The 21628-nt window shown below is 65.5% G+C and carries 19 protein-coding genes and 1 pseudogene; 17 read left to right on the top strand and 3 right to left on the bottom strand.

The features are described from left to right. The first annotated feature begins 137 nt into the window (after window positions 1-137). The 7 genes from QWL29_RS04085 to QWL29_RS04115 all read left to right on the top strand — a co-directional run bounded on the left by QWL29_RS04085 (window position 138) and on the right by QWL29_RS04115 (window position 9797). Window positions 138-872 (top strand): response regulator, encoded by a 735-nt coding sequence (locus QWL29_RS04085; RefSeq protein ID WP_305821615.1) that lies wholly within the window; start codon window positions 138-140, stop codon window positions 870-872. Window positions 873-882: 10 nt separating this feature from the next. After that, window positions 883-2460, top strand: coding sequence for a sensor histidine kinase (locus tag QWL29_RS04090; protein WP_370663661.1), 1578 nt, complete (start codon window positions 883-885; stop codon window positions 2458-2460). After that, window positions 2450-2776, top strand: coding sequence for a DUF4212 domain-containing protein (locus tag QWL29_RS04095; protein ID WP_305821616.1), 327 nt, complete (start codon window positions 2450-2452; stop codon window positions 2774-2776). The genes QWL29_RS04090 and QWL29_RS04095 overlap by 11 nt, the downstream gene beginning before the upstream one ends. Beyond that, window positions 2773-4821 (top strand): VC_2705 family sodium/solute symporter, encoded by a 2049-nt coding sequence (locus QWL29_RS04100; RefSeq protein ID WP_305821617.1) that lies wholly within the window; start codon window positions 2773-2775, stop codon window positions 4819-4821. The genes QWL29_RS04095 and QWL29_RS04100 overlap by 4 nt, the downstream gene beginning before the upstream one ends. 148 nt (window positions 4822-4969) lie before the next feature. Beyond that, window positions 4970-6979, top strand: a complete 2010-nt coding sequence (locus tag QWL29_RS04105; RefSeq protein ID WP_305821618.1) for a S9 family peptidase — start codon at window positions 4970-4972, stop codon at window positions 6977-6979. Between the two features lie 53 nt (window positions 6980-7032). Beyond that, entirely contained in the window at window positions 7033-8247 is a 1215-nt protein-coding gene (locus QWL29_RS04110; protein WP_305821619.1) for a 6-phosphofructokinase, read from the top strand. A gap of 347 nt (window positions 8248-8594) precedes the next feature. Further along, window positions 8595-9797: an alpha/beta hydrolase family protein gene (locus QWL29_RS04115; RefSeq protein WP_305821620.1), complete on the top strand. Its 1203-nt coding sequence runs from the start codon at window positions 8595-8597 to the stop codon at window positions 9795-9797. 60 nt (window positions 9798-9857) lie between these two features. Here QWL29_RS04115 and purM read toward each other — a convergent pair whose 3' ends face one another. Continuing rightward, window positions 9858-10901: a phosphoribosylformylglycinamidine cyclo-ligase gene (gene purM / locus QWL29_RS04120; RefSeq protein ID WP_305821621.1), complete on the bottom strand. Its 1044-nt coding sequence runs from the start codon at window positions 10899-10901 to the stop codon at window positions 9858-9860. A gap of 318 nt (window positions 10902-11219) precedes the next feature. On the opposite strand from purM, the gene hda reads away from it, so the two are divergent. The 7 genes from hda to thpR all read left to right on the top strand — a co-directional run bounded on the left by hda (window position 11220) and on the right by thpR (window position 16247). Next, window positions 11220-11906, top strand: a complete 687-nt coding sequence (gene hda, locus QWL29_RS04125; RefSeq protein ID WP_305821622.1) for a DnaA regulatory inactivator Hda — start codon at window positions 11220-11222, stop codon at window positions 11904-11906. After that, the gene (locus QWL29_RS04130; protein ID WP_305821623.1) at window positions 11903-12577 is read left to right on the top strand and encodes a histidinol-phosphatase; all 675 of its coding nucleotides are present in this window, start codon (window positions 11903-11905) and stop codon (window positions 12575-12577) included. The genes hda and QWL29_RS04130 overlap by 4 nt, the downstream gene beginning before the upstream one ends. Further along, window positions 12570-13964 carry a polynucleotide adenylyltransferase PcnB gene (gene pcnB, locus QWL29_RS04135; RefSeq protein WP_305821624.1) on the top strand — a complete coding sequence of 465 codons (1395 nt, stop codon included), beginning with the start codon at window positions 12570-12572 and terminating at the stop codon, window positions 13962-13964. The genes QWL29_RS04130 and pcnB overlap by 8 nt, the downstream gene beginning before the upstream one ends. Then, window positions 13961-14434: a 2-amino-4-hydroxy-6-hydroxymethyldihydropteridine diphosphokinase gene (folK, locus tag QWL29_RS04140; RefSeq protein WP_305821625.1), complete on the top strand. Its 474-nt coding sequence runs from the start codon at window positions 13961-13963 to the stop codon at window positions 14432-14434. Before pcnB ends, folK begins: the two co-directional genes overlap by 4 nt. A gap of 3 nt (window positions 14435-14437) precedes the next feature. Then, entirely contained in the window at window positions 14438-14785 is a 348-nt protein-coding gene (locus QWL29_RS04145; protein ID WP_136220979.1) for a DMT family protein, read from the top strand. A gap of 76 nt (window positions 14786-14861) precedes the next feature. Then, the gene (panB, locus tag QWL29_RS04150; RefSeq protein WP_370663662.1) at window positions 14862-15719 is read left to right on the top strand and encodes a 3-methyl-2-oxobutanoate hydroxymethyltransferase; all 858 of its coding nucleotides are present in this window, start codon (window positions 14862-14864) and stop codon (window positions 15717-15719) included. Window positions 15720-15731: 12 nt separating this feature from the next. Next, entirely contained in the window at window positions 15732-16247 is a 516-nt protein-coding gene (gene thpR / locus QWL29_RS04155) for an RNA 2',3'-cyclic phosphodiesterase (RefSeq protein WP_305821626.1), read from the top strand. Window positions 16248-16276: 29 nt separating this feature from the next. Here the strand turns inward: thpR and QWL29_RS04160 are convergent. Together QWL29_RS04160 and QWL29_RS04165 are read right to left on the bottom strand one after the other, a co-directional pair. After that, window positions 16277-17276, bottom strand: a pseudogene (locus tag QWL29_RS04160) (HipA N-terminal domain-containing protein). 2 nt (window positions 17277-17278) lie between these two features. Further along, complete coding sequence (locus QWL29_RS04165) at window positions 17279-17542, bottom strand: helix-turn-helix domain-containing protein (RefSeq protein WP_305821627.1); 264 nt, start codon at window positions 17540-17542, stop codon at window positions 17279-17281. Between the two features lie 605 nt (window positions 17543-18147). Here QWL29_RS04165 and proV point away from each other — a divergent pair. From proV to proX, 3 genes are read left to right on the top strand one after another with little or no spacing between them, the layout of a single operon-like run. Next, complete coding sequence (proV, locus tag QWL29_RS04170; protein ID WP_305821628.1) at window positions 18148-19395, top strand: glycine betaine/L-proline ABC transporter ATP-binding protein ProV; 1248 nt, start codon at window positions 18148-18150, stop codon at window positions 19393-19395. Then, a complete protein-coding gene (gene proW, locus QWL29_RS04175) occupies window positions 19392-20534 on the top strand; it encodes a glycine betaine/L-proline ABC transporter permease ProW (protein ID WP_305821629.1) in 1143 nt (380 codons plus the stop codon). Before proV ends, proW begins: the two co-directional genes overlap by 4 nt. 15 nt (window positions 20535-20549) lie before the next feature. Further along, window positions 20550-21599 (top strand): glycine betaine/L-proline ABC transporter substrate-binding protein ProX, encoded by a 1050-nt coding sequence (gene proX / locus QWL29_RS04180; RefSeq protein WP_305821630.1) that lies wholly within the window; start codon window positions 20550-20552, stop codon window positions 21597-21599. The last annotated feature ends 29 nt before the right edge of the window (window positions 21600-21628 follow it).

Genomic DNA, 21628 nt, shown 5'->3' on the forward strand with positions numbered 1-21628 from the left:
AGCTAGTACTGTATAAAAATCCAGTGGTTTTGGCAAGCGAAAAAATGAAATGTCGGCTTGAGAAAACTCGCATTGTTGTGCCAAATCAAACACAATGAAGGTAGCACCGGGGTTTAATCGAAAAACAAGGTACAACCATGCGAATTCTACTTGCAGAAGATGATAGCGTACTCGCAGACGGGCTGACGCGCTCACTGCGCCAGTCCGGCTACGCGATCGATTGCGTGCGCAACGGCGCCGATGCCGACACCGCCCTCTCCACCCAGGAATTCGACCTTCTCATCCTCGACCTCGGCCTGCCGCGCATGTCCGGCCTGGAAGTGCTGCGCCGCCTGCGCGCCCGCTCGTCCCTGCTGCCGGTGCTGATCCTTACCGCGGCCGACTCGGTCGAGCAGCGCGTCGAGGGCCTGGACCTGGGCGCCGACGACTACATGGCCAAACCGTTTGCCCTGTCCGAGCTGGAAGCGCGCGTGCGCGCCCTCACCCGGCGCGGCGCCGGCGGCGGCCCGGCCGTGATCCGCCACGGTCCGCTGGTGTACGACCAGGTCGGCCGCAGCGCCTACATCAACGAGCAGATGCTCGACCTCTCTGCGCGCGAACTCGGCCTGCTGGAAATCCTGCTGGCGCGCACCGGGCGCCTGGTCTCGAAGGAACAACTGGTCGACCATTTGTGCGAATGGGGCGAGGAAGTCTCGAACAACGCCATCGAGGTCTACGTGCACCGCCTGCGCAAGAAGATCGAGGTCGGCGGCGTGCGCATTGCCACTGTGCGCGGGCTCGGCTATTGCCTGGAGAAGTATTCCGACGCCGCGCGTGCAAGCACAGGCGCAGGGGCAGGCGCAGGCACCGAAGCAGCCAGCGAACACAAGTAATCGAGCGCACGTGAACGACCGCGATGCCGGCCTGGTGCCGCCCGACAGCGCCCTGCCCCCGGGTGCCTTCGAGCCACCGCTCGAACCCCTGTATGCGCCGCCGAATCCCGAGCCCGAGGAAAGCATCCAGCATTCGCTGTTCGGCGAAATCCTCGACTGGATGCTGGCGCCGCTGCTGCTGCTGTGGCCGATGAGCATCGCCATTACCTACCTGGTGGCCAAATCCATCGCGAACCAGCCTTTCGATCATGCGCTGGAAGACCGGGTTACGGTGCTGGCCCAGCAGGTGCGCGAGGTCGATGGCGCCATCGCCACCCGCCTGCCGGGCAGCGCGCGCGACATCCTGCGCGCCGACGACGTCGACAGCGTGTATTTCCAGATCCTCGACGCCCGGGGCCGCCACGTGGACGGCGACCGCGAGCTGCCGCGCCCGCGCGAGGACGAGGCCGACAAGGACGGCGCGGTCCACTTCCGCGGCGACGCCGTGCACGGCACGCCGGTACGCGTCGCTTACCTGTACCTGAACCTCGACCCTTTCCACCAGGCCGATGCGGCGGCCAACGACGGCGAACCGGCCGCGCGCAAGGCCCTGGTGCAGGTGGCCGAGACCCTGGATAAACGCGCCCTGCTCGCCAACGAGATCATCAAGGGCGTGATCCTGCCCCAGTTCATCATCCTGCCGGTGATCCTGGCGCTGGTGTGGTTTGCCCTGTCGCGCGGGCTGTCGCCGCTGGCCGAACTGCAGGAGCGCATCCGCGCGCGTTCCTCGGACGATCTGTCGCCCATCGATTCGCGCCAGGTACCCGAGGAAATTTCTCCGCTCGTCGGCTCGCTGAACGACATGCTCGGCCGCCTGGCCCAGACCATCGACATGCAGAAGCGTTTCATTGCCGATGCCGCGCACCAGATGAAGACGCCGCTGGCCGGCATGCGCATGCAGTCCGAGCTGGCGCTGCGCCAGGTGGACCCGGGCGAGATCCACCGTTCGCTGGAACAATTGGCCAAGAGCTCGGAATCGGCGACGCGCCTGGTGAACCAGCTGCTGGCCCTGGCGCGCGCGGAAAACCAGCCGCATGCCGGCCTGGCCTTCGAGGAAATCGAGCTCGGCGCGCTGGCCGTGAGCGTGGTGCAGGACTGGGTGCAAGCCTCGTTCGCCCATGACATCGACCTCGGCTACGAGCCCCACGACGAAGCGGTGGTCATTGCCGGCAACGCCATGATGCTGCGCGAACTGCTGTCGAACCTGATCGACAATGCCCTGCGCTATACCCCGGCCGGCGGCAGCGTCACGGTGCGCGTGCGCGGTGGCGGCAGCAGTGGCGAACACGCGCTGCTGGAAGTCGAGGACACCGGCCCCGGCATCGCTCCCGCCGAGCGCGCCCACGTGTTCGAGCGCTTCTACCGCATCCTTGGCAACAGCGCCAGCGGCAGCGGCCTGGGCCTGGCCATCGTGCGCGAAATCGCCGGCCAGCACAATGCCGAGGTCGACATCTTCAACAACCCGCGCAGTCTTTCCAAGAAATTCCCGGGCAGCCTGTTCCGGCTGACCTTCCCGCCACCTGCCAGCGACCCCATCGATGCCGCCTGAATCCCCGCCCCCACCGGCAACGCCGCAAGACGCCGACCTGCGCCGCCAGCGCCTGGTGCTGGCCGCGCGCGCCCTGCACTGGCGCCGCACCCGGCGCCTGACCACCATCCTGCTCGGACTGTGGCTGCTCACCGGCTTGTGCACCGTGTACTTTGCGCGCGAGCTGGCGCACATCACCGTGTTCGGCTGGCCGCTGTCGTTCTACATGGCGGCGCAAGGCGCGTCCCTGGTCTGCCTGGCCATCATCGGCTTCTACGCCTGGCGCATGCGCCAGTTTGATGCCGCCTATGCGCGCGCGCTGGAGCAGGCAGCGTGACGGCGAACAAGCGCTACTTCCGGCGGCTGTCCGGCTACTACGCCTGGTTCTGCGTCTGCTTTGCCGGTTTCCTGCTGGCCCTGACGGTGCTGGAAAAGGAAGGCATGCCGCGCCTCTGGATCGGCCACCTGTTCATGTTCGCCACCATCGTGCTGTACGCCACCATCGGCGTGGTCAGCCGCACCTCGAACGTGACCGAATACTACGTGGCCGGGCGCCGCGTGCCGGCCCTGTTCAACGGCATGGCCACCGCCGCCGACTGGATCTCGGCGGCCAGCTTCATCAGCCTGGCCGGCGGCCTGTATCTATATGGCTTCGACGCCCTGGCCTACATCATGGGCTGGACTGGCGGCTATTGCCTGGTGGCCTTGCTGATCGCGCCGTATTTGCGCAAGTTTGGCCAGTACACGATTCCCGACTACCTGGCGGCGCGCTACGGCGGCGGCGCGGGCGGGCGCGGCGGGCCGGTGCGCGCGCTGGCGGTGGGCGCCACCATCATCGTTTCCTTCATCTACGTGGTGGCGCAAATCTATGCGGTGGGCCTGATCGCCTCGCGCTTTACCGGCGTCGATTTTTCGGTGGGCATTTTCCTGGGGCTGGCCAGCATCCTGGTCTGTTCCTTCCTGGGCGGCATGCGCGGCATCACCTGGACCCAAGTGGCGCAGTACATCATCATCCTGGTCGCCTTTTTGATTCCGACCATGTGGCTGTCGGCCAAGCATGCCGATAATCCCATACCGCAAGTGGCCTACGGTTCGGTGCTGCCGAAGCTGGCCCAGCGCGAGGCGCAATTGGCGGCCGATCCGCGCGAGGAAGCGGTGCGCGCCCAGTTCCGGCGCCAGGCCGAGGACTACGGCGCCCGCCTGGCCGCCCTGCCGGGCTCCTGGGAAGGGGGCCGGCTCGACGCCCAGCGCCGCCTCGACACCGCGCGCCTGCGCAACGCCTCGCTGGGCGAGGTGCGCACTGCCGAGCGCGCCCTGGCCGCTTATCCGAAAACGGTGGAGGATGCAGACACCCTGTGGCGCGCGCAGCGGGCGCGCCTGCTGGCGCGGGCCCAGCCGCCGCAGCCGCACGCCGCGCCCTTCCCCGGCGCCACCGAGGCCGAATCGAATGCGCGCCGCAACAACTTCCTGGCCCTGGTGTTCTGCCTGATGTTCGGCACCGCCGCTTTGCCCCATATTTTGATGCGGTCCTACACCACGCCCTCGGTGCATGCTGCCCGGGGATCGGTGTTCTGGACCTTGTTCTTCATCCTGCTGATCTATTTGAGTATCCCGGCGCTGGCGGTGCTGGCGAAATACGATATCTATACGAGCCTGGTCGGCAGCGATTTCCGTTCGCTGCCGACCTGGATTTCCTACTGGGCGAATGTCGACAAGATCAATCCCCTGATCAGCGTTACCGACATCAACGGCGACGGCCTGGTGCAATTGGCCGAGATTGCCATCGATGGCGACGTGCTGGTGCTGGCGACGCCGGAAATCGGCGGCCTGCCCTATGTGATTTCCGGCCTGGTGGCGGCCGGCGGCCTGGCTGCGGCCCTGTCCACCGCCGATGGCCTGCTGCTGGCGATCTCGAACGCGCTGTCGCACGACGTGTACTACAAGATCGTCGACCCTGGCGCCTCTACCCAGAAGCGCGTCACGATCTCGAAACTGCTGCTGCTGGCCGTCGCCTTCATTGCCGCCTATGCCGCCTCGCAGAAGCCGGCGGACATCCTGTCGCTGGTGGGCGCGGCCTTCTCGCTGGCGGCCTCGACCCTGTTCGCGCCGCTGGTGCTGGGCGTGTTCTGGAAGCGCGCCAACCACGCCGGGGCGATCGCCGGCATGATCGCCGGCTTCCTCACCTGCCTCTACTACATGCTGCGCACCAACACTATCCTGGGCGGGCGGATGGATGCGGCCTGGTTCGACATTGCGCCGATGTCGGCCGGAATCTTCGGGGTGCCGGCGGGGATCGCGGCGGTGGTGCTGGTCAGCCTGCTCACGGCGCCGCCGAGCCGCGCCAGCGATGGGCTGGTCGACTATATCCGGGCGCCGGAATGAGCCAGCGCGGCGGCTGCTGTATCGGTACAACAGAGGAGCAAAATATCCTGGTGGCATAGCTTTTTGTCATGTCCAAATGTTATTCTTGAGAAACAAGCTTCATGCGCATCCGCCGGAGAGCGGCCTTTTTCTCGACTAGGAAAACCACATGTTGTTCACCCGGGTTTCACTGTACGGCGCCCTGGCGCTGATGTTGTGCGCCGCACCTTCGGTTCGGGCCCAGGCCAGTACGCCGCCGCCGCCGATCGAGCGTTTCTTCAACCACGCTACGTTCACTGGAGGCATCCTTTCGCCCGATGGCCGCTACCTGGCCGCGCGCACCAGCGCCCCCGGCCAGCGCCGTGCACTGGCGGTCATCGACCTGCAGAACAATACCGGCAAGGTGGTGGCCTCGCATGCAGACGCCGACGTCGACGCCATCCAGTGGGTCAATGGCAAGCGCCTGATCTTCAACTTCGACGACAACAAGGTTGGCCAGGGCGACACCTACCACGCGCCGGGCCTGTTCGCCGTCAACGCCGACGGCAGCGAACTGCTGCAGCTGGTCGACCGCGGCTACGATTCCAGCACGAGCCGCACCGCGGCCAAGCTGCTGCCCTGGCACACCTTCATGCTGGCGCAAACCGGCGCCCAGGATTCCGACTTCGTCTATGTGCGCAACGTGGCGCGCAAGAGCGACAACCGCACCACGCGCGTCGAACTGCTGCGCCTGAACACGCGCACCGGACGCGCCCAGCCGGTCAGCCGCCCGGTGGCCGACGTCAGCAACTGGCTGCTCGACCAGAACGGCGAGCCGCGCCTGGCGACGGGGCAGGTTGGCGACACGGTCCTGGTCCATTATCTCGATCCCGCGTCGAAGCAATGGCGCAAGCTGACCAGCTTCAAGGCCTACGACACCAGCTCCGAGGCCATCGAACCGATCAAGTTCGGGCCGGACGGCACGCTGTATGTGGTCGCCAACAATGGCAAGGACACCAGTGCTGTCTACCGTTTCGATTTCGCCACCGGCAAGATCAATCCCGAACCGCTGCTGAGCACCCCCGGCTACGATTTCGACGGCACGGTCCTGACCTCGCGCACCAAGCTGCTGGGCATGCTGTTCACCACCGACGCCACCTCGGTCGAGTGGTTCGATCCGGACATGAAGGCCATCCAGCAAACCGTCGACCAGCTGCTGCCGGCCACGGTCAACCTGGTGGGTCCGCCACCCAAGCATTCGCAAACCCCGTGGCTGCTGGTGACCGCCTACTCGGACGTCATCCCGACAAGCTTCTATCTTTACAACCGCGATACCAGGCAGCTCAGCAAGGCCGGCGAAAGTTACGCCGGCATCGATCCGAAGCTGATGGGCCGCCAGCAGCCGCTGCGCTACAAGGCGCGCGACGGCCTCGAGATTCCGGCCCTGCTGACTCTGCCGCCCGGCGACAAGAAAAACGGCCTGCCGCTGGTGGTGCTGGTGCACGGCGGCCCCTGGGTACGCGGCAGTACCTGGGGCTGGAACCCGCAATCGCAATTCCTCGCCTCGCGCGGCTACGCCGTGCTGGAGCCCGACTTCCGCGGCAGCACCGGCTTCGGCACGGCCCACTACAAGGCCGGCTTCAAGCAATGGGGCCTGGCCATGCAGAACGACGTCGCCGACGGCGTACGCTGGGCCATCGACAAGGGCCTGGTCGATCCGAAGCGCGTCTGCATCGCCGGCGCCAGCTATGGCGGCTACGCCACCCTGATGGGCCTGATCAATGACCCGGACTTGTACAAATGCGGCGTCGACTGGGTGGGCGTCACCGACATCAACCTGATGTATGGCAGCGCCAACCACACCAGCGATATGTCGGACGAATGGAAACGCTATGGCATGCCGGAGATGATCGGCGACCAGGTCAAGGACGCGGCCCAGCTGAAGGCCACGTCCCCGATCGAGCAGGCCGCCCGCATCAAGCAGCCGCTGCTACTCGCCTACGGCGGCGCCGACGTGCGCGTGCCGATCGACCACGGCACCAGGTTCCATTCGGCGGTCAAGCGCACCAATCCGAACGTCGAATGGGTCGAGTACCCGGACGAGGGCCACGGTTTCTACCTGCCGAAGAACAGCATCGATTTCTGGAGCCGTGTCGAGAGGTTCCTCGACAAAAACATCGGCAAGGGCGCAGCCTTGTAGCAGCATTGACGGCGGCGGCCTGCCCTAACCTGCTACCAACCAAAGGAGGTCCTATGTCATCTGGCAAGATCCTCGTAGCACAGGGAGGCGGTCCGACCGCCGTCATCAACCAGTCCATGGTCGGCGTCGCGCTCGAGGCGCGGCGCTTCCAGGGCGTCACCCGCGTCTACGGCGCCCTGCACGGCGTGCGCGGCATCGTCGACGAGGATTTCCTCGACCTGACCCAGGAAACCAGCCACAACCTGGAGCTGGTGGCCGCCACGCCGTCCTCGGCGCTGGGCTCGACGCGCGACAAGCCCGACGCCGCCTACTGCGGGCGCATCTTCGAGACCCTGCGCGCGCACGAGATCGAACATTTCTTCTACATCGGCGGCAACGATTCGGCCGACACGGTGCGCATCGTCAGCCAGGAAGCGCGCCAGGCCGGCTATCCGCTGCGCTGCATCCATATCCCGAAAACCATCGACAACGACCTGGCCGGCAACGACCACACGCCAGGCTTTCCGTCGGCGGCGCGCTTCGTGGCCCAGGCCTTTGCCGGCGCCAATCTCGACAACGCCGCCCTGCCCGGGGTCTACGTCGGCGTGGTGATGGGGCGCCATGCCGGCTTCCTGACCGCCGCAGCCAGCCTGGGCAAGAAGTTTCCCGACGACGGCCCGCACCTGATCTACCTGCCCGAGCGCGTGTTCGACCTGGAACGCTTCCTGGCCGACGTCAAGGCGACCTACGAACGCCACGGGCGCTGCGTGATCGCGGTCTCGGAAGGCATCCACGATGCCTCGGGCGAACCGGTCGCCACCCTGCTGTCCCGGGAAGTCGAGCGCGACCAGCACGGCAACGTGCAATTGTCCGGCACTGGCGCGCTGGCCGACCTGCTGTGCGACGAGATCAAGGGCAAGCTCGGCATCAAGCGCGTGCGCGGCGACACCTTCGGCTACCTGCAGCGTTCCTTCATCGGCTGCGTGTCCGACGTCGACCAGCGCGAGGCGCGCGAAGTCGGCGAAAAGGCGGTGCAGTTTGCGCTCTGGGGCGACCGCGACGGCTCGGTGGCGATCCGCCGCACCGGTTTTTATTCGGTCGACTACGAACTCCAGCCGCTGGAGGCGGTGGCCGGCAAGACCCGCACCATGGAAGACGCGTTCATCAGCGAGAGCGGCACCGACGTCACCGACGCCTTCCGCCTGTACCTGCGCCCGCTGCTGGGTTCGGGCATGCCGGATGCCTTCCGCCTGCGCGGGGCGCGGGTGCCGAAGGTGCTGGGAGGATGAATTCCCGGTGTGCCGTGGGAATTGGTGAGCTTTCGCGGCTTACCCAGCTGCTATTCTCCCGGCATAAATGGCCGCGCATGCGGCCGACGATAACGACCTGAACGGAACATCCATGCTTTCACGCCCCCATGCGGGCCGGCTCGCCAGTACGCTGGCGCTGGCCCTGTGCATCGCCACGCCCCTGCACGCCGCCACCGGCGCCGCACCGACTACCGCCCCCGCCGCTACCACTGCCGCGCTGCCGCCCATCGAGCGCTTCTTCATCAACCCGGTACTGGCCGGCGCCAGGCTGTCGCCGAGCGCGCGCTACCTGGCGGCGGTATCGAGCGCGCCCGGGCGGCGCCTACATGGCGGCCGGGCTGTACGCGGTCGACAAGGACGGCGCCAACCTGCGCCAGCTGGCCAACCGCCGCGGCAACGCCATCGAGTCGACCGGAACCCTTATCACCAGCAAGATGCTGCCCTGGCATACCTTCATGACGGGCGAGCGCGGCGCCCAGGATTCCGCCTTCGTCTACGTCCAGAGCGTCGAATACGAGGAAGACAGCCACGAAATACGCACCGTGAACCTGCTGAAGCTGAACACGCTGACCGGCGCCTCCCAGAGCGTGCAGCGGCCGGCCAGGGTGACGGACTGGATGCTCGACCACAAGGGCGAGCCGCGCCTGGCCTCGGGCAGCGAAAAAGGCGTCACCACCATCTGGTACCGCGATCCCGCAACAAGCGCCTGGCGCGTGCTGAGCAGCTTCGACACCTACAAGGGCGGCAAGGATGCCTTCGATCCGCTCGGCTTCGGCAGCGACGGCACCCTGTACGCGGTGGCCCATGGCGGCAAGGACACCACCAGCGTCTTCACCGTCGATACCGCCACCGGCAAGCTGGGCGCCGAGCCGCTCGTGGTCACGCCCGGCTACGACTTCTCGGGTTCGCTCGTCAGCAGCGGCGACAAGCTGCTGGGCATCCGGCTGCGCACCGATGCCGTCACCACGGTCTGGCTCGACGCGCCGATGCAGGCGGTGCAGCAAAAGCTCGACGCGGCCCTGCCCGGCACCATCAATTTGATGTCCTTCCCGTCTGGCAACCACGCCGAATGGGCGCTGGTGCGCTCGTATTCCGACAAGAAGCCGCCCTTCTATCACCTGTACAACCTCCGGACCGGCAAGCTGAACCTGGTTGGCGAGGCCTATCCGGGCATCGACCCGGCGCGCATGGGGCGCCAGGACGCGGTGCGCTACAAGGCGCGCGACGGCATGGAGATTCCCGCGCTGCTGACCCTGCCGGCGAACGGCGTGAAGAATGCGCCGCTCCGACGGCGCGCGCTGGGCCATCGCCTAGGGCTACGCCGACCCGAAGCGCATCTGCATCGCCGGCGCCAGCCGATGTTCCACGTCCGCAAATTCCTGGACGCGGTGAAGCCGGCCAACCAGCAGGTCGAGTGGCTCGAGTACCAGGACGAGGGACATGGCTGGAGCCTGCCGGCGAACCGGGTCGATTTCTGGGGACGGGTCGAGAAGTTCCTGGACCGGCATATCGGCAGCGGCGCGAAATAGCCGGCGGCGTCAAATTAAAAAAGCGCCCGCAGGCGCTTTTTTGCACAACCGCAGACCGGCTTACACCACCACCGTCTGCGCCTGGCCTTCTTCACGCGCACGGATTTCGCCGATGCGGTACACGGTCTCGCCGGCCGCCTGCAGCTGGGCCATGGCCGCATCCGCATTTTCCTTCGACACGATCACGGTCATGCCGATACCGCAGTTGAACACGCGGTGCATCTCGGCATCCGCCACGCCGCCGTGCTGCTGCAGCCACTGGAACAGCGGCGGCATGGTCCACGACGATCCATCCAGCACCGCGGTCAGGTTATCGGCCAGCACGCGCGGGATGTTCTCGACCAGCCCGCCGCCGGTGATGTGCACCAGGCCCTTCACTTCCATGGCCGCCATCAGCGCCAGCAGTGGCTTGACGTAGAGGCGGGTCGGCGCCATCAGCACGTCGGCCAGCTTGCGTCCGTGGAAGTCGGCTTCCAGGTCGGGCTTGGCGACACTGATGATCTTGCGCACCAGCGAGTAGCCGTTCGAGTGGATGCCCGACGACGCCAGGCCCAGCACCACGTCGCCCGGGACGATCTTGCTGCCGTCGATGATCTGCGATTTTTCCACCGCGCCGACAGCGAAGCCGGCCAGGTCGTATTCGCCGTCCGGGTACATGCCCGGCATCTCCGCGGTCTCGCCGCCCAGCAGGGCGCAGCCCGATTCTTCGCAACCCTTGGCGATGCCCGAGACCACGGCGGTGGCGGTGGCCACGTCCAGCTTGCCGCAGGCAAAATAGTCGAGGAAGAACAGCGGCTCGGCGCCCTGCACCAGGATGTCGTTGACGCTCATGGCGACCAGGTCGATGCCGACCGTGTCGTGGCGGTTCAGCTCGAAGGCGAGCTTGAGCTTGGTGCCGACGCCGTCGGTGCCCGAGACCAGGACCGGTTCCTTGAACTTCTTGCTGATCTCGAACAGACCGCCGAAGCCGCCGATGCCGCCGAGCACGCCTTCGCGCATGGTGCGCTTGGCAAGGGGTTTGATCGCTTCGACCAGGGCATCGCCGGCGTCGATATCGACACCCGCGTCGCGGTAAGACAGAGAAACATTAGATGGTTGGCTCATGGTATTTAGCAGCGGAGGCGGTAAAATAGAAGGCGTAGACCTGTTTCTGGTCAATTCGCTATTCTAGCAAAACGGGCTGGCCCTCACCGCTAAACCGCCGCTAAACCGAGATAACAACAAAAACATGCCATTTTTTTCGCCAACTGGAGAACACATTGCCGATGTTGTGGCGGCGCTCCGATTGGATGCGGCTGGCGCGTTCCTTGGTCGATACCGCGTTGTGCAGACGGTGAGACCGCGTGGGCTCGAGAGCCCATCCTACGAAACCCCGATCAGCGCCGCAGGTAAACATATCCATTCCCGTGCGAGGCCGACGCCATGAAACAGCTGGTGCTCGATCTTGGCGCCGAACATCCGGCGCAGAGCCTCGATACCTTCCAGGTCGGGGCGAATGCGGAACTGACGCATTTGATGCACCAGTTCGCGCAGCGGGCGTCGCGCGAGCATTTTGCCTATTTGTGGGGCGATACCGGCGCCGGCAAGACCCATTTGCTGCAGGGCCTGGCGGCCACGCCGGCTTCGCGCTACATTGCCGCCGACGCCCCGAGCGAAGAGTTCGTGTTTACGCCGGAGATCACGCTGTACCTGCTGGACGACTGCAACCTGCTCTCGCCGCAAGCGCAAATCGACGCCTTTGCCCTGTTCAACCAGATCCGCGAGCACGGCGCCTACATGGTCTCCACCGGCCCGGTGCCGCCGGCCGTGCTGCCGGTGCGCGAAGACCTGCGCACGCGTATGGGCTGGGGCCTGATCTACCTGATCCACGGCCTGTCCGACGACGAGAAGATCGCGGCGCTGACCCAGGCGGCCGAGGCGCGCGGTTTGACGCTGTCGGCCAGCGTGTTACCCTATTTGCTGTCCCATTTCAAGCGCGACATGCGCTCCCTGGCGACGATGCTGGACGCCCTCGACCAGTATTCGCTCGAAACCCAGCGCCCCGTCACGCTGCCGCTGCTGCGCGACTTGCTGCTCCAGGGAACCCCGCAGCCGGAATCCAAAGAATGAAACACCTTGCGCTGTTTGACCTCGACCACACCCTGCTGCCGATCGACTCGGATTACGAGTGGGGCCAGTTTTTAGTCAGGATCGGGGCCGTCGACGCGCTCGAATACAAGCGCCGCAACGACGACTTCTTCGCCCAGTACCAGGCCGGCGTGCTCGACCCGGTGGAATACCTGGAGTTCGCCCTCGGCACCCTGGCGCGCTATCCGCGCAGCGAGCTCGACGCGATGCACGCGCAGTACATGGCGGAAGTGATCGGTCCGGCGATCCGCCCGCAGGCGCGCGCCCTGGTGCAGCGCCACCTCGACGCCGGCGACCTGGTGGCCATCATCACCGCCACCAACCACTACATCACGGCGCCGATCGCGCAGGCTTTCGGCGTCGAGCACCACATCGCCGCCATGCCCGCGCTGGACGACGATGGCCGCCTGACCGGCAAGCTGGCCGGCACCCCGACCTCCGGGCCGGGCAAGGTCACGCACATGCACGCCTGGCTGGAAAGCCTGGGCCGTCCGTTCGCTTCCTTCGAGCGCAGCTGGTTCTATAGCGACTCGCATAACGATATTCCACTATTATCCGTAGTGTCGGACCCGGTTGCGACCAACCCCAACGCGGCGCTCGCCCAACACGCACACGCCAACGGCTGGCCACTACTTCATCTTTTCAATGATTAAAAAATTCATTCGTAAAATCCTTGGCGTGAAAGACGGGCGCAACCCGACCGAACCGGTGACCCTCGGCGTCGAGCAGCACGGCATCGACCTCAAACTGCTGTCGCCGAACGCGATCCGCCTCACGCAAACCCTGCAGGAAGCCGGCTTCAAGGCCTTTGTGGTCGGCGGCGCCGTGCGCGACTTGCTGCTGGGCGTGAAGCCGAAAGACTTCGACATCGCCACCGACGCCACGCCCGAGCAGGTGAAAAAACTGTTCCGGCGCGCCTTCATCATCGGGCGCCGCTTCCAGATCGTGCACGTGATGTTCGGCCAGGAGCTGCTGGAAGTGACCACCTTCCGCGGCGCCGGCAGCGCCAACGCGCCGAAGGACGAGCATGGCCGCGTCCTGCGCGACAACAGCTTCGGCCCGCAGCACGAGGATGCCGCGCGGCGCGACTTCACCATCAACGCCATGTACTACGATCCGGCCACGCAGACCGTGCTGGACTACCACGGCGGCATCGAGGACATCCGCGACAAGACCCTGCGCATCATCGGCGTGCCCGAAGCGCGCTACCGCGAAGACCCGGTGCGCATGCTGCGCGTGGTGCGCTTCGCGGCCAAGCTCGGCTTCACCATCGAGCCGACCACGCGCGCGCCGATTCCCGTGATGGCGCCGCTGATCGACAACGTGCCGGCGGCGCGCGTGTTCGACGAAATGCTCAAACTCCTGCTCTCGGGCCATGCGCTGGCCTGCCTGAAGGAGCTGCGTTCGGCCGGCCTGCACCACGGCCTCCTGCCCCTGCTCGACGTCGTGCTGGAGCAGCCGATCGGCATGAAGTTCGTGACCCTGGCCCTGGAATCGACCGATGGCCGCGTGAAGGCCGGCAAGGGTGTCTCGCCGGGCTTCCTGTTCGCTTCGCTGCTGTGGCACCAGGTGCTGGAAAAGTGGAACGCCTACCGCGCCGCCGGCGAAGCGCCGATCCCGGCCCTGCACCTGGCCGCCGACGACGTGCTGGAAACGCAAACCGACAACCTGGCCCTGCAGCGCCGCATCGCCACCGACATGCGCGACATCTGGGCCATGCAGCCGCGCTTCGAGCGCCGCCAGGGCAAGGCGCCGTACAAGCTGCTGGAAAACCCGCGCTTCCGCGCCGGCTACGACTTCCTGCTGCTGCGCTGCGCCTCGGGCGAACTCGACGCCGAGATCGGCGAATGGTGGACCGCCTTCTACGACGCCGAATCGGGCGAGCGCGAACGCCTGCTGACCCAGGCGAATGCACGCCCGGCCGCCGGCGAAAAGAAAAAGCGCCCACCGCGCCGTGGCCCACGCCACCGCAGCGAAGGCGCCGCCGGTAACGATACGGGTATGGGCGCCCCAGCGGCAGCGGGCGCCGGCGAGGAATGATCGCCTACGTCGGCATCGGCGCCAACCTGGGCGATGCGCGCGCCAACGTGCGCGATGCCCTGATGCGCCTGGATGCGTATCCGGGCTGCCGCCTGTCCCGGGCCTCCGGCTGCTGGCGCACCGCGCCGATCGACTCCTCGGGCGACGACTACATCAATGCGGTGGCCGCCGTCGACACCGGCCTCGATGCGCACGCCCTGCTGGCGGCGCTGATGGACATCGAGCAGGCCCACGGCCGCGAACGCCCCTACCGCAACGCGCCGCGCACGCTCGACCTCGATTTGCTGCTCTACGGCGACGCCAGCATCGACACCCCGACGCTGGCCGTGCCGCACCCGCGCATGCACGCGCGCGCTTTCGTGCTGGCGCCGCTGCTTGAGATCGCGCCCGACGCCGTCATTCCCGGCCGTGGCCGCGCCGCCGATTTGCTGCCCGGCGTGGCGGACCAGGCCATCGTCAGACTGGACTAGCGCATGCAGATTCCTGTTTTCTTCCAGACCGCGGGCCTCTTGGTCCTGTCGAACATCTTCATGACCTTTGCCTGGTACGGGCACCTGAAGAGCCTGAACAACCGCGCCTGGTATATCGCGGCATTGATCAGCTGGGGCATCGCCCTGTTCGAGTACCTGCTGCAGGTACCGGCGAACCGCATCGGCGCCACCCAATACAGCCTGGCCCAGCTGAAGATCATGCAGGAAGCGATCACGCTCACCGTGTTCGTGCCGTTTGCCATGTTCTACATGAACCAGCCGTTCAAGCTCGACTACGTGTGGGCGGCGCTGTGCCTGGTCGGGGCCGTGTATTTCATTTTCCGTAGTTAACAAACCAGGGTCCAGCAGGATTCCCACGGCGGCATTACACTACGGCGTTGTTTATTTCGTATTTCAAAGGATGACCATGAGCGCTTATTTGCAAGGCAAGGAAATGACGGGCGGCGACACCCCACCACCATCCAAGCCGGCGCGCAAACCCGTCACGATTCCCGCACTGCACGCCATGCGCGCGGCGGGCACCAGGATCACCATGCTGACCTGCTACGACGCCAGCTTCGCCTCTCTGATGGACCGCTGCGGCGTCGACATCCTGCTGATCGGCGATTCGCTGGGCATGGTGTGCGCCGGCCACTCGTCGACGCTGCCGGTGACGCTGGCCGACATGGTCTACCACACCGCGTCTGTCGTGCGCGGCAACAAGAACGCGCTGATCGTCTCCGACCTGCCCTTTGCCAGCTACGCCACCAGGGAAATCGCCTTCGAGAGCGCGGCGGCCCTGATGCGCGCCGGCGCCCAGATGGTCAAGATCGAGGGCGGCGCCTGGCTGGCCGAGACCGTGGCCTTCCTGGCCGAGCGCGGCATCCCGGTCTGCGCCCACATCGGCCTGACCCCGCAGTTCGTGCACCAGCTGGGCGGCTTCAAGGTGCAGGGCAAGACCAGCGAGGGCGCCGAGCGCCTGAAGAACGATGCGCAGGCATTGCAGGCGGCCGGCGCGGCCATCGTGCTGCTGGAAGCGGTACCGTCGGCACTGGGCAAGGAAGTCACCGAGCTGCTGCAGGTGCCGACCATCGGCATCGGCGCCGGCCCCGACACCTCGGGCCAGGTGCTGGTCATGCACGACATGCTCGGCGTCTTCCCAGGCCATAAGGCGCGCTTCGTGAAGAACTTCATGGACGGCCAGACCAGCATCGACGGCGCCGTGCAGGCCTATGTGGCGGCGGTGCAGGACGGCAGCTTCCCGGCGCCGGAACACTGCTTCTGAACGGAAGCGGCGATGGACAGCGGCTCAAATACTCGCCTGTTCCTCGCCCTCTGGCCGGACCCGGCGGTTCGGCATGCGCTGCGCGAGCGGCGCGACCTCTGGGACTGGCCGCGCGGCGCCAGTCCGGTTCATCCCGACAAGCTCCATGTGACTCTGCACTTCCTCGGCAGCGTGCCGAGCGAACGCGTGCCGGATTTGCGGCGCGGGTTTGCGGTGCCCTTCTCTCCCTTCGAATTGACGCTCGGCGTGCCCAGGCTCTGGCACAACGGCATCGCCGTGCTTGAGCCTTTGAATGAACCGCCCGAGCTGTTGGAACTGCACGCGCAGCTGTCGAATGCCCTCATTGCACTCGGCTTGCAGCCGGAAGCGCGCAAGTACCGGCCGCATGTGACTTTTGCGCGCCGTGCCAGCGGGGTTGTGCTGCCGCCTGAAGCGCCGCCGCTGATATGGAAAGTCGATGGCTATGCGCTGGTGGAATCGCAGCCGGACAATGGCGGCGTGTACCAGGTGCTGCAGACCTATTCTTGAAGCGCCGGCGACGTGCCTGCTTTGCCTGGTCAGCCAGGCCCCATCCGTTCCAGTGCGCGCGCCGCGTCGAGAAGGCCGCCCAGGATCTTGTCGGCGACCTTCTCCGAAAATCCGGCGGGAAGATCGGCGCGGACCTTGGCGACGACGGCAGGCGTGCGGGCAATGACATCCTGTAGCAGCGGTTCGGCGCTCTCGCCGTAGCCGACCTTCCTGGCGGTGCTATTGAAATGCCGCCGCATGATACCGCGCGCCAGATAGTGCCGGCTCTTGCCAAGCAAGGCCATTGCCAGTTTGATGTCCTGGTCTGCCCACTGGTTCGGCCCCGGGCCGATGACAGGGTATGCCGACATCACATCATAGATGGGCGTCAGCCTGAAGCGGCCCTCGCCGGCAAGCAGTTGGATGCTGAAGTTCTTGGCATGGCCATCCGGCGCGCGCAACATCCAGAACAGCAATTGCGAGGCCATCAGTGTGCGCATGTCTGCTGCGGCCTGCTGCGATTGCGGCAACATCCCACCACAAGAAGGCGTCCTTTTCCTGGGCACCGGCCAGCGAGATGCGGAAATCGTCATCGGGATCGGAGGGCGCACCGTACTGACTCGGATTCACCACCTCGAGCAAGTGCGGCTCGATGGCTTCTTCATCCAGGGCGACGCCGTCGACCTGGGCGAGTCCTTCCGGCTCCACGCCTTCGGGCAAGAGCTGCAAGGCCCCCACGCAGTCGCGGCCAACGGCTGCAAGCAGGTCGAAAGCATCGGTCGAACCTGTTTTGAATCGGGCTGCAACGCGTCTGCGGATGATGTCGCTATCCGGCAGCAAACCCTCGAAGTGCGCAACACTGGCGCCCTTGATCGGCTCATTGCCGAGATTGAACGGCATCGACAGCGAGATCGGACGGCCGCGCTCGGACAAGCGCCAGGCGGCATCGTACTGTAGTTCGGACTCTCCATTGGCCTTGACCGTCCAGCGGCCAACGTAATCGCCATTGGCCCAAAGATGCAGTGTCTGGCTATGCGATCTGCGACCCATGCTTACCACTCCACTGCGCTGTTGGCAATCAATATTTCCCGCTCACCCAACCGGAGCTCCAACCCGATTGCAGCACACCAGCTGAGCAGCTGTCGAACGCTGATTTCGTCAGGATGGTTTTCAAGATAGGAAATACGATTCTGGCTCAGGCCGACCCGACTTGCTACCGCCGCCTGTGTGAGCTTACGCTGTTTGCGTGTGGAGACGAGTAGCTGCCCAAGTTGTGGCGCGGTAATGAGCACTTGGGAAATTGGCAAAAGTGACATGAGAAAAATATCCGATATCCAGATAAAATCATTTTATCTGTAAAACGGATAAAGTCAATATAGCTGAATACCAGCTAAATTAAACGCAATCAACAGCAAGTGCCCAAGGGTGGAATCAAGACATTGACAGCGATTTCCTCGCTACGTAGTTTCCGCAGTTGGTGCGCCAGAGCACATTACTAGCACATCCGTTTCGCACTGCCAATTGACTTTCTTGTCATTTTGCACTACAATTGGCAACAATTAACAACAATTGTCGTCAATACGACATTCTGCTGCACCGTATTTCCCACATGTGGGAAATCACTCCAGGGCCTTGCGCCCACACCTGTAATCGTTTGACGCAGCTTTCTCGTCAACACTCCCGGCGTCGTGCATGCGCAGCGCCTGCGTGCTTAAAAGTCCTGAACCCCAGCCTCTTTTGACACGCGTACGACACCCTTGAACGGCATTTGCTCCGGCAATGCGTGTCTCGCCCCTTTCCGTCGCCTGCGCGTTCGTGCGCTCGTGCGCCTTGCATCGCCGACGGCTCGGGTCCATTCATTCCTTTGGCGCCAATGGCTGCGGACTGCCGCCCATGCGCCACATCGAAGGAGCACCACAACGTGGCAAAACAAATCATCATCGACCATGTCTTCAAGGTCTACGGCGACGAACCCGAAGCGGCGCTGGAACTGGTCCGCCAGGGCGCCGGCAAGCAGGACATCCTCGCCAGCACCGGCTGCACCATCGGCGTATTCGATGCCACCTTCACCATCGAAGCCGGCGAAATCTTCGTCATCATGGGCCTGTCCGGCTCGGGCAAGTCGACCATGGTGCGCATGCTCAACCGCCTGGTCGAGCCGACCGCCGGCCGCATCCTGGTCGACGGCGACGACATCAACACCCTGCCCGACGCCCAGTTGCGCGCCCTGCGCCGCAAGGACATCAGCATGGTGTTCCAGTCGTTCGCGCTGTTGCCGCATATTACCGTGCTCGACAACACCGCCTTCGGCATGGAGCTGGCCGGCATTCCCAAGGCCGAGCGCCATGCGCAGGCGCTGCAGGCGCTGGAACAGGTCGGCCTGGCAGGCTATGCCGCCAGCTATCCGGATGAACTGTCCGGCGGCATGCAGCAGCGCGTGGGCCTGGCCCGCGCGCTGGCGTCCGACCCGTCGATCCTGCTGATGGACGAGGCGTTTTCCGCGCTCGATCCGATCATGCGCACCGACATGCAGTCCGAGCTGCTGCGCCTGCAGCAGATCAAGCGCCGCACCATCGTCTTCATTTCGCACGACCTCGACGAAGCCATGCGCATCGGCGACCGCATCGCCATCATGAAGGATGGCCACGTGGTGCAGGTCGGCACGCCGGAAGAAATCCTGCGCACCCCCGCCAACGACTACGTGCGCAACTTCGTGCGCGGCGTCGATGCGGCGGCCGTCTTCAAGGCCGGCGATATTGCCCGCAAGAGCCAGATCGTGGTGTCGGAGTCGCCCACCCGCGGTTCGCGCGCGGCGCTGTCGATGCTGGAAGAGCAGGACCGGGCCTACGCCTATGTCGTCAGTCCGAAGCGCGACTTCCTCGGCGTGGTCTCGGCCGATTCCCTGCGCAGCGCGCTCGACGGCCATACCGGCCCGCTCGGCCTGGCGCATGCCTTCCTGCCGGACGTACCGACCATCAATGCCGACGAGCCCGTTGCCGGCCTGTTCGGCCAGGTGGCGCAGCTGCCGTACGCGGTGCCGGTGGTGGCCAACGACGGCAGTTTCCGCGGCGCGATCAGCAAGACCACCCTGCTGAAATTCCTCGACCGCGATACGCCGGCCGTTCCTGAAGTTCAAGCACAGAACCAGACACAGAAAGGACAAGCATGAATTCGAGTACCGTCAGCGCTGCGCAAGCGGCAACAGAGGCGGCAGCGCCAGCCATCGCGCCGGTGACTACGCCAGTCGCCGAGCAGGCCGCCCAGGTCAACCCATGGCTGCCCATGCCGCCGTCCGATACGTCCTGGCTCGACGCGGTGCCGCCGCCGGCCACGGCCGACCATGCCTCGGGTGTCGACATCACCCACATCCTGGACGGCTCGCTGCCGCTGCAAGCCTGGATCAACGAGGGCCTGGGCTGGGTGGTGGCGCATTTCCGTCCCTTCTTCCAGGCCGTGCGCGCGCCGATCGACGCCACCCTGAATGCGGCCAGCCACCTGCTGCTGGCCGCGCCGTCGCTGGTGGTAATCGTCATCATCGGCCTGCTGGCCTGGCAGTTCACCAGCCGCACGCTGGCGGTCGGCACCATGCTGGCCTTGCTGGCCGTGTCGATGCTGGGCGTCTGGCCGGAAGCGATGGTCACCCTCTCGCTGGTGCTGACCTCGCTCGCTTTCTGCCTGGCGATCGGCTTGCCGCTGGGGATTTTCCTGGCCAGCAGCGACCGCGCGCAAAACATCCTGCGCCCGGTCCTCGATGCCATGCAAACCACGCCGGCCTTTGTCTACCTGGTGCCGGTGGTCATGCTGTTCGGTATCGGCAATGCGCCGGGCGTGATCGTCACCATCATCTTCGCCCTGCCGCCGCTGGTGCGCCTGACCAACCTCGGCATCCGCCAGGTCCGTCCCGATTTGATCGAAGCGGCGCGCGCCTATGGCGCCTCGCCCTGGCAGCTGCTGACGCGCGTGCAGTTCCCGCTGGCGATGCCGTCGATCATGGCCGGCATCAACCAGTCGCTGATGCTGTCGCTGTCGATGGTGGTGATCGCCTCGATGATCGCGGTCGGCGGCCTGGGCCAGATGGTGCTGCGCGGTATTGGCCGCCTGGACATGGGCCTGGCCACCGTGGGCGGTCTCGGCATCGTCCTGCTGGCCATCATGCTGGACCGCCTGACCCAGGCCATGGGCCAGCCGACGCGCGGCGTGCGCCACTGGTACCAGACCGGTCCGGCCGGCCTCGTCCTGCGCCTGGTACGCGGCAGTTCGACGCGCGGCGATGCGGCCGCGCCGACTGCGCCCGCCACTGCCCAATAATATTGAAAGGATCGTATGCATCAAACTGAACACTTCAAAGCGACACATAAAACGACACGCCGGTTCCAGTGGTTCTCGGTCCTGGCGCTGGCAGCGCTGACCCTGAGCACCGGCCTGGCCATGGCGCAAACGCCGGCAGCCGGCTTGCCCGGCAAGGGCATCCAGGTGCAGGCGCTGCAAAGCTCGGTTGCCGAGGAAACCTTCCAGACCATGCTGGTCAACAGCGCCCTGGAAAAGCTGGGCTACGCGCCGCAGCCGATCAAGGAAGTGGCGTACCCGACGGCGCACATCGCCATTGCGAACGGCGACGCGACTTTTCTTGCCGTGCATTGGGACCCGCTGCACCGCGACTATTACGAGAATGCCGGCGGCGATGCCAAGCTGCTGCGCGTCGGCGAATATGCCGGCCCGGCCGCGCAAGGCTACCTGATCGACAAGGCCACGGCCGAGAAGTACAACATCACGAACATCGAGCAGCTGCGCGACCCGGGCATTGCCAAGCTGTTCGACCACGACGGCGACGGCAAGGCCGACCTGACCGGCTGCGATCCGGGCTGGGGCTGCGAAGCGATGATCGAGCACCACATGGACGCGTATAAACTGCGCACCAGCGTCAAGCACGTGCAGGGCAGCTACTCGGCGCTGATTGCCGACACGATCGGCCGCTACGGGCGCGGAGAATCCATCCTGTACTACACCTGGACGCCCTACTGGGTCAGTGGCGTGCTGGTGCCGGGCAAGGATGTGGTGTGGCTGCAGGTGCCGTTCTCGGCCAACCCGCGCAAGGACAATACCCGCCTGGCCGATGGCAGCGACTACGGCTTCTCGGTCAACACTACGCGCATCATCGTCAACCGCGCCTGGGCCGAGAAGAACCCGGCGGCCGTCAAGCTGTTCGAAGTGATGCGCCTGCCGATCGCCGACATCAATGCGCAGAACGAGCGCATGCGCACCGGCGAAAACTCGCAGGACGACATCGCGCGCCATACGGCGGGCTGGATCAAGTACCACCAGCAATTGTTCGACAGCTGGATCGCACAGGCGCTGGCGGCGGCCAAGCCCTGATCCCCGAGGCCGGCAGCGCACGGCCTTGC

It is taken from the genome of Massilia brevitalea (assembly GCF_030711405.1).
Classification (GTDB): Bacteria; Pseudomonadota; Gammaproteobacteria; order Burkholderiales; family Burkholderiaceae_D; genus Telluria; species Telluria brevitalea.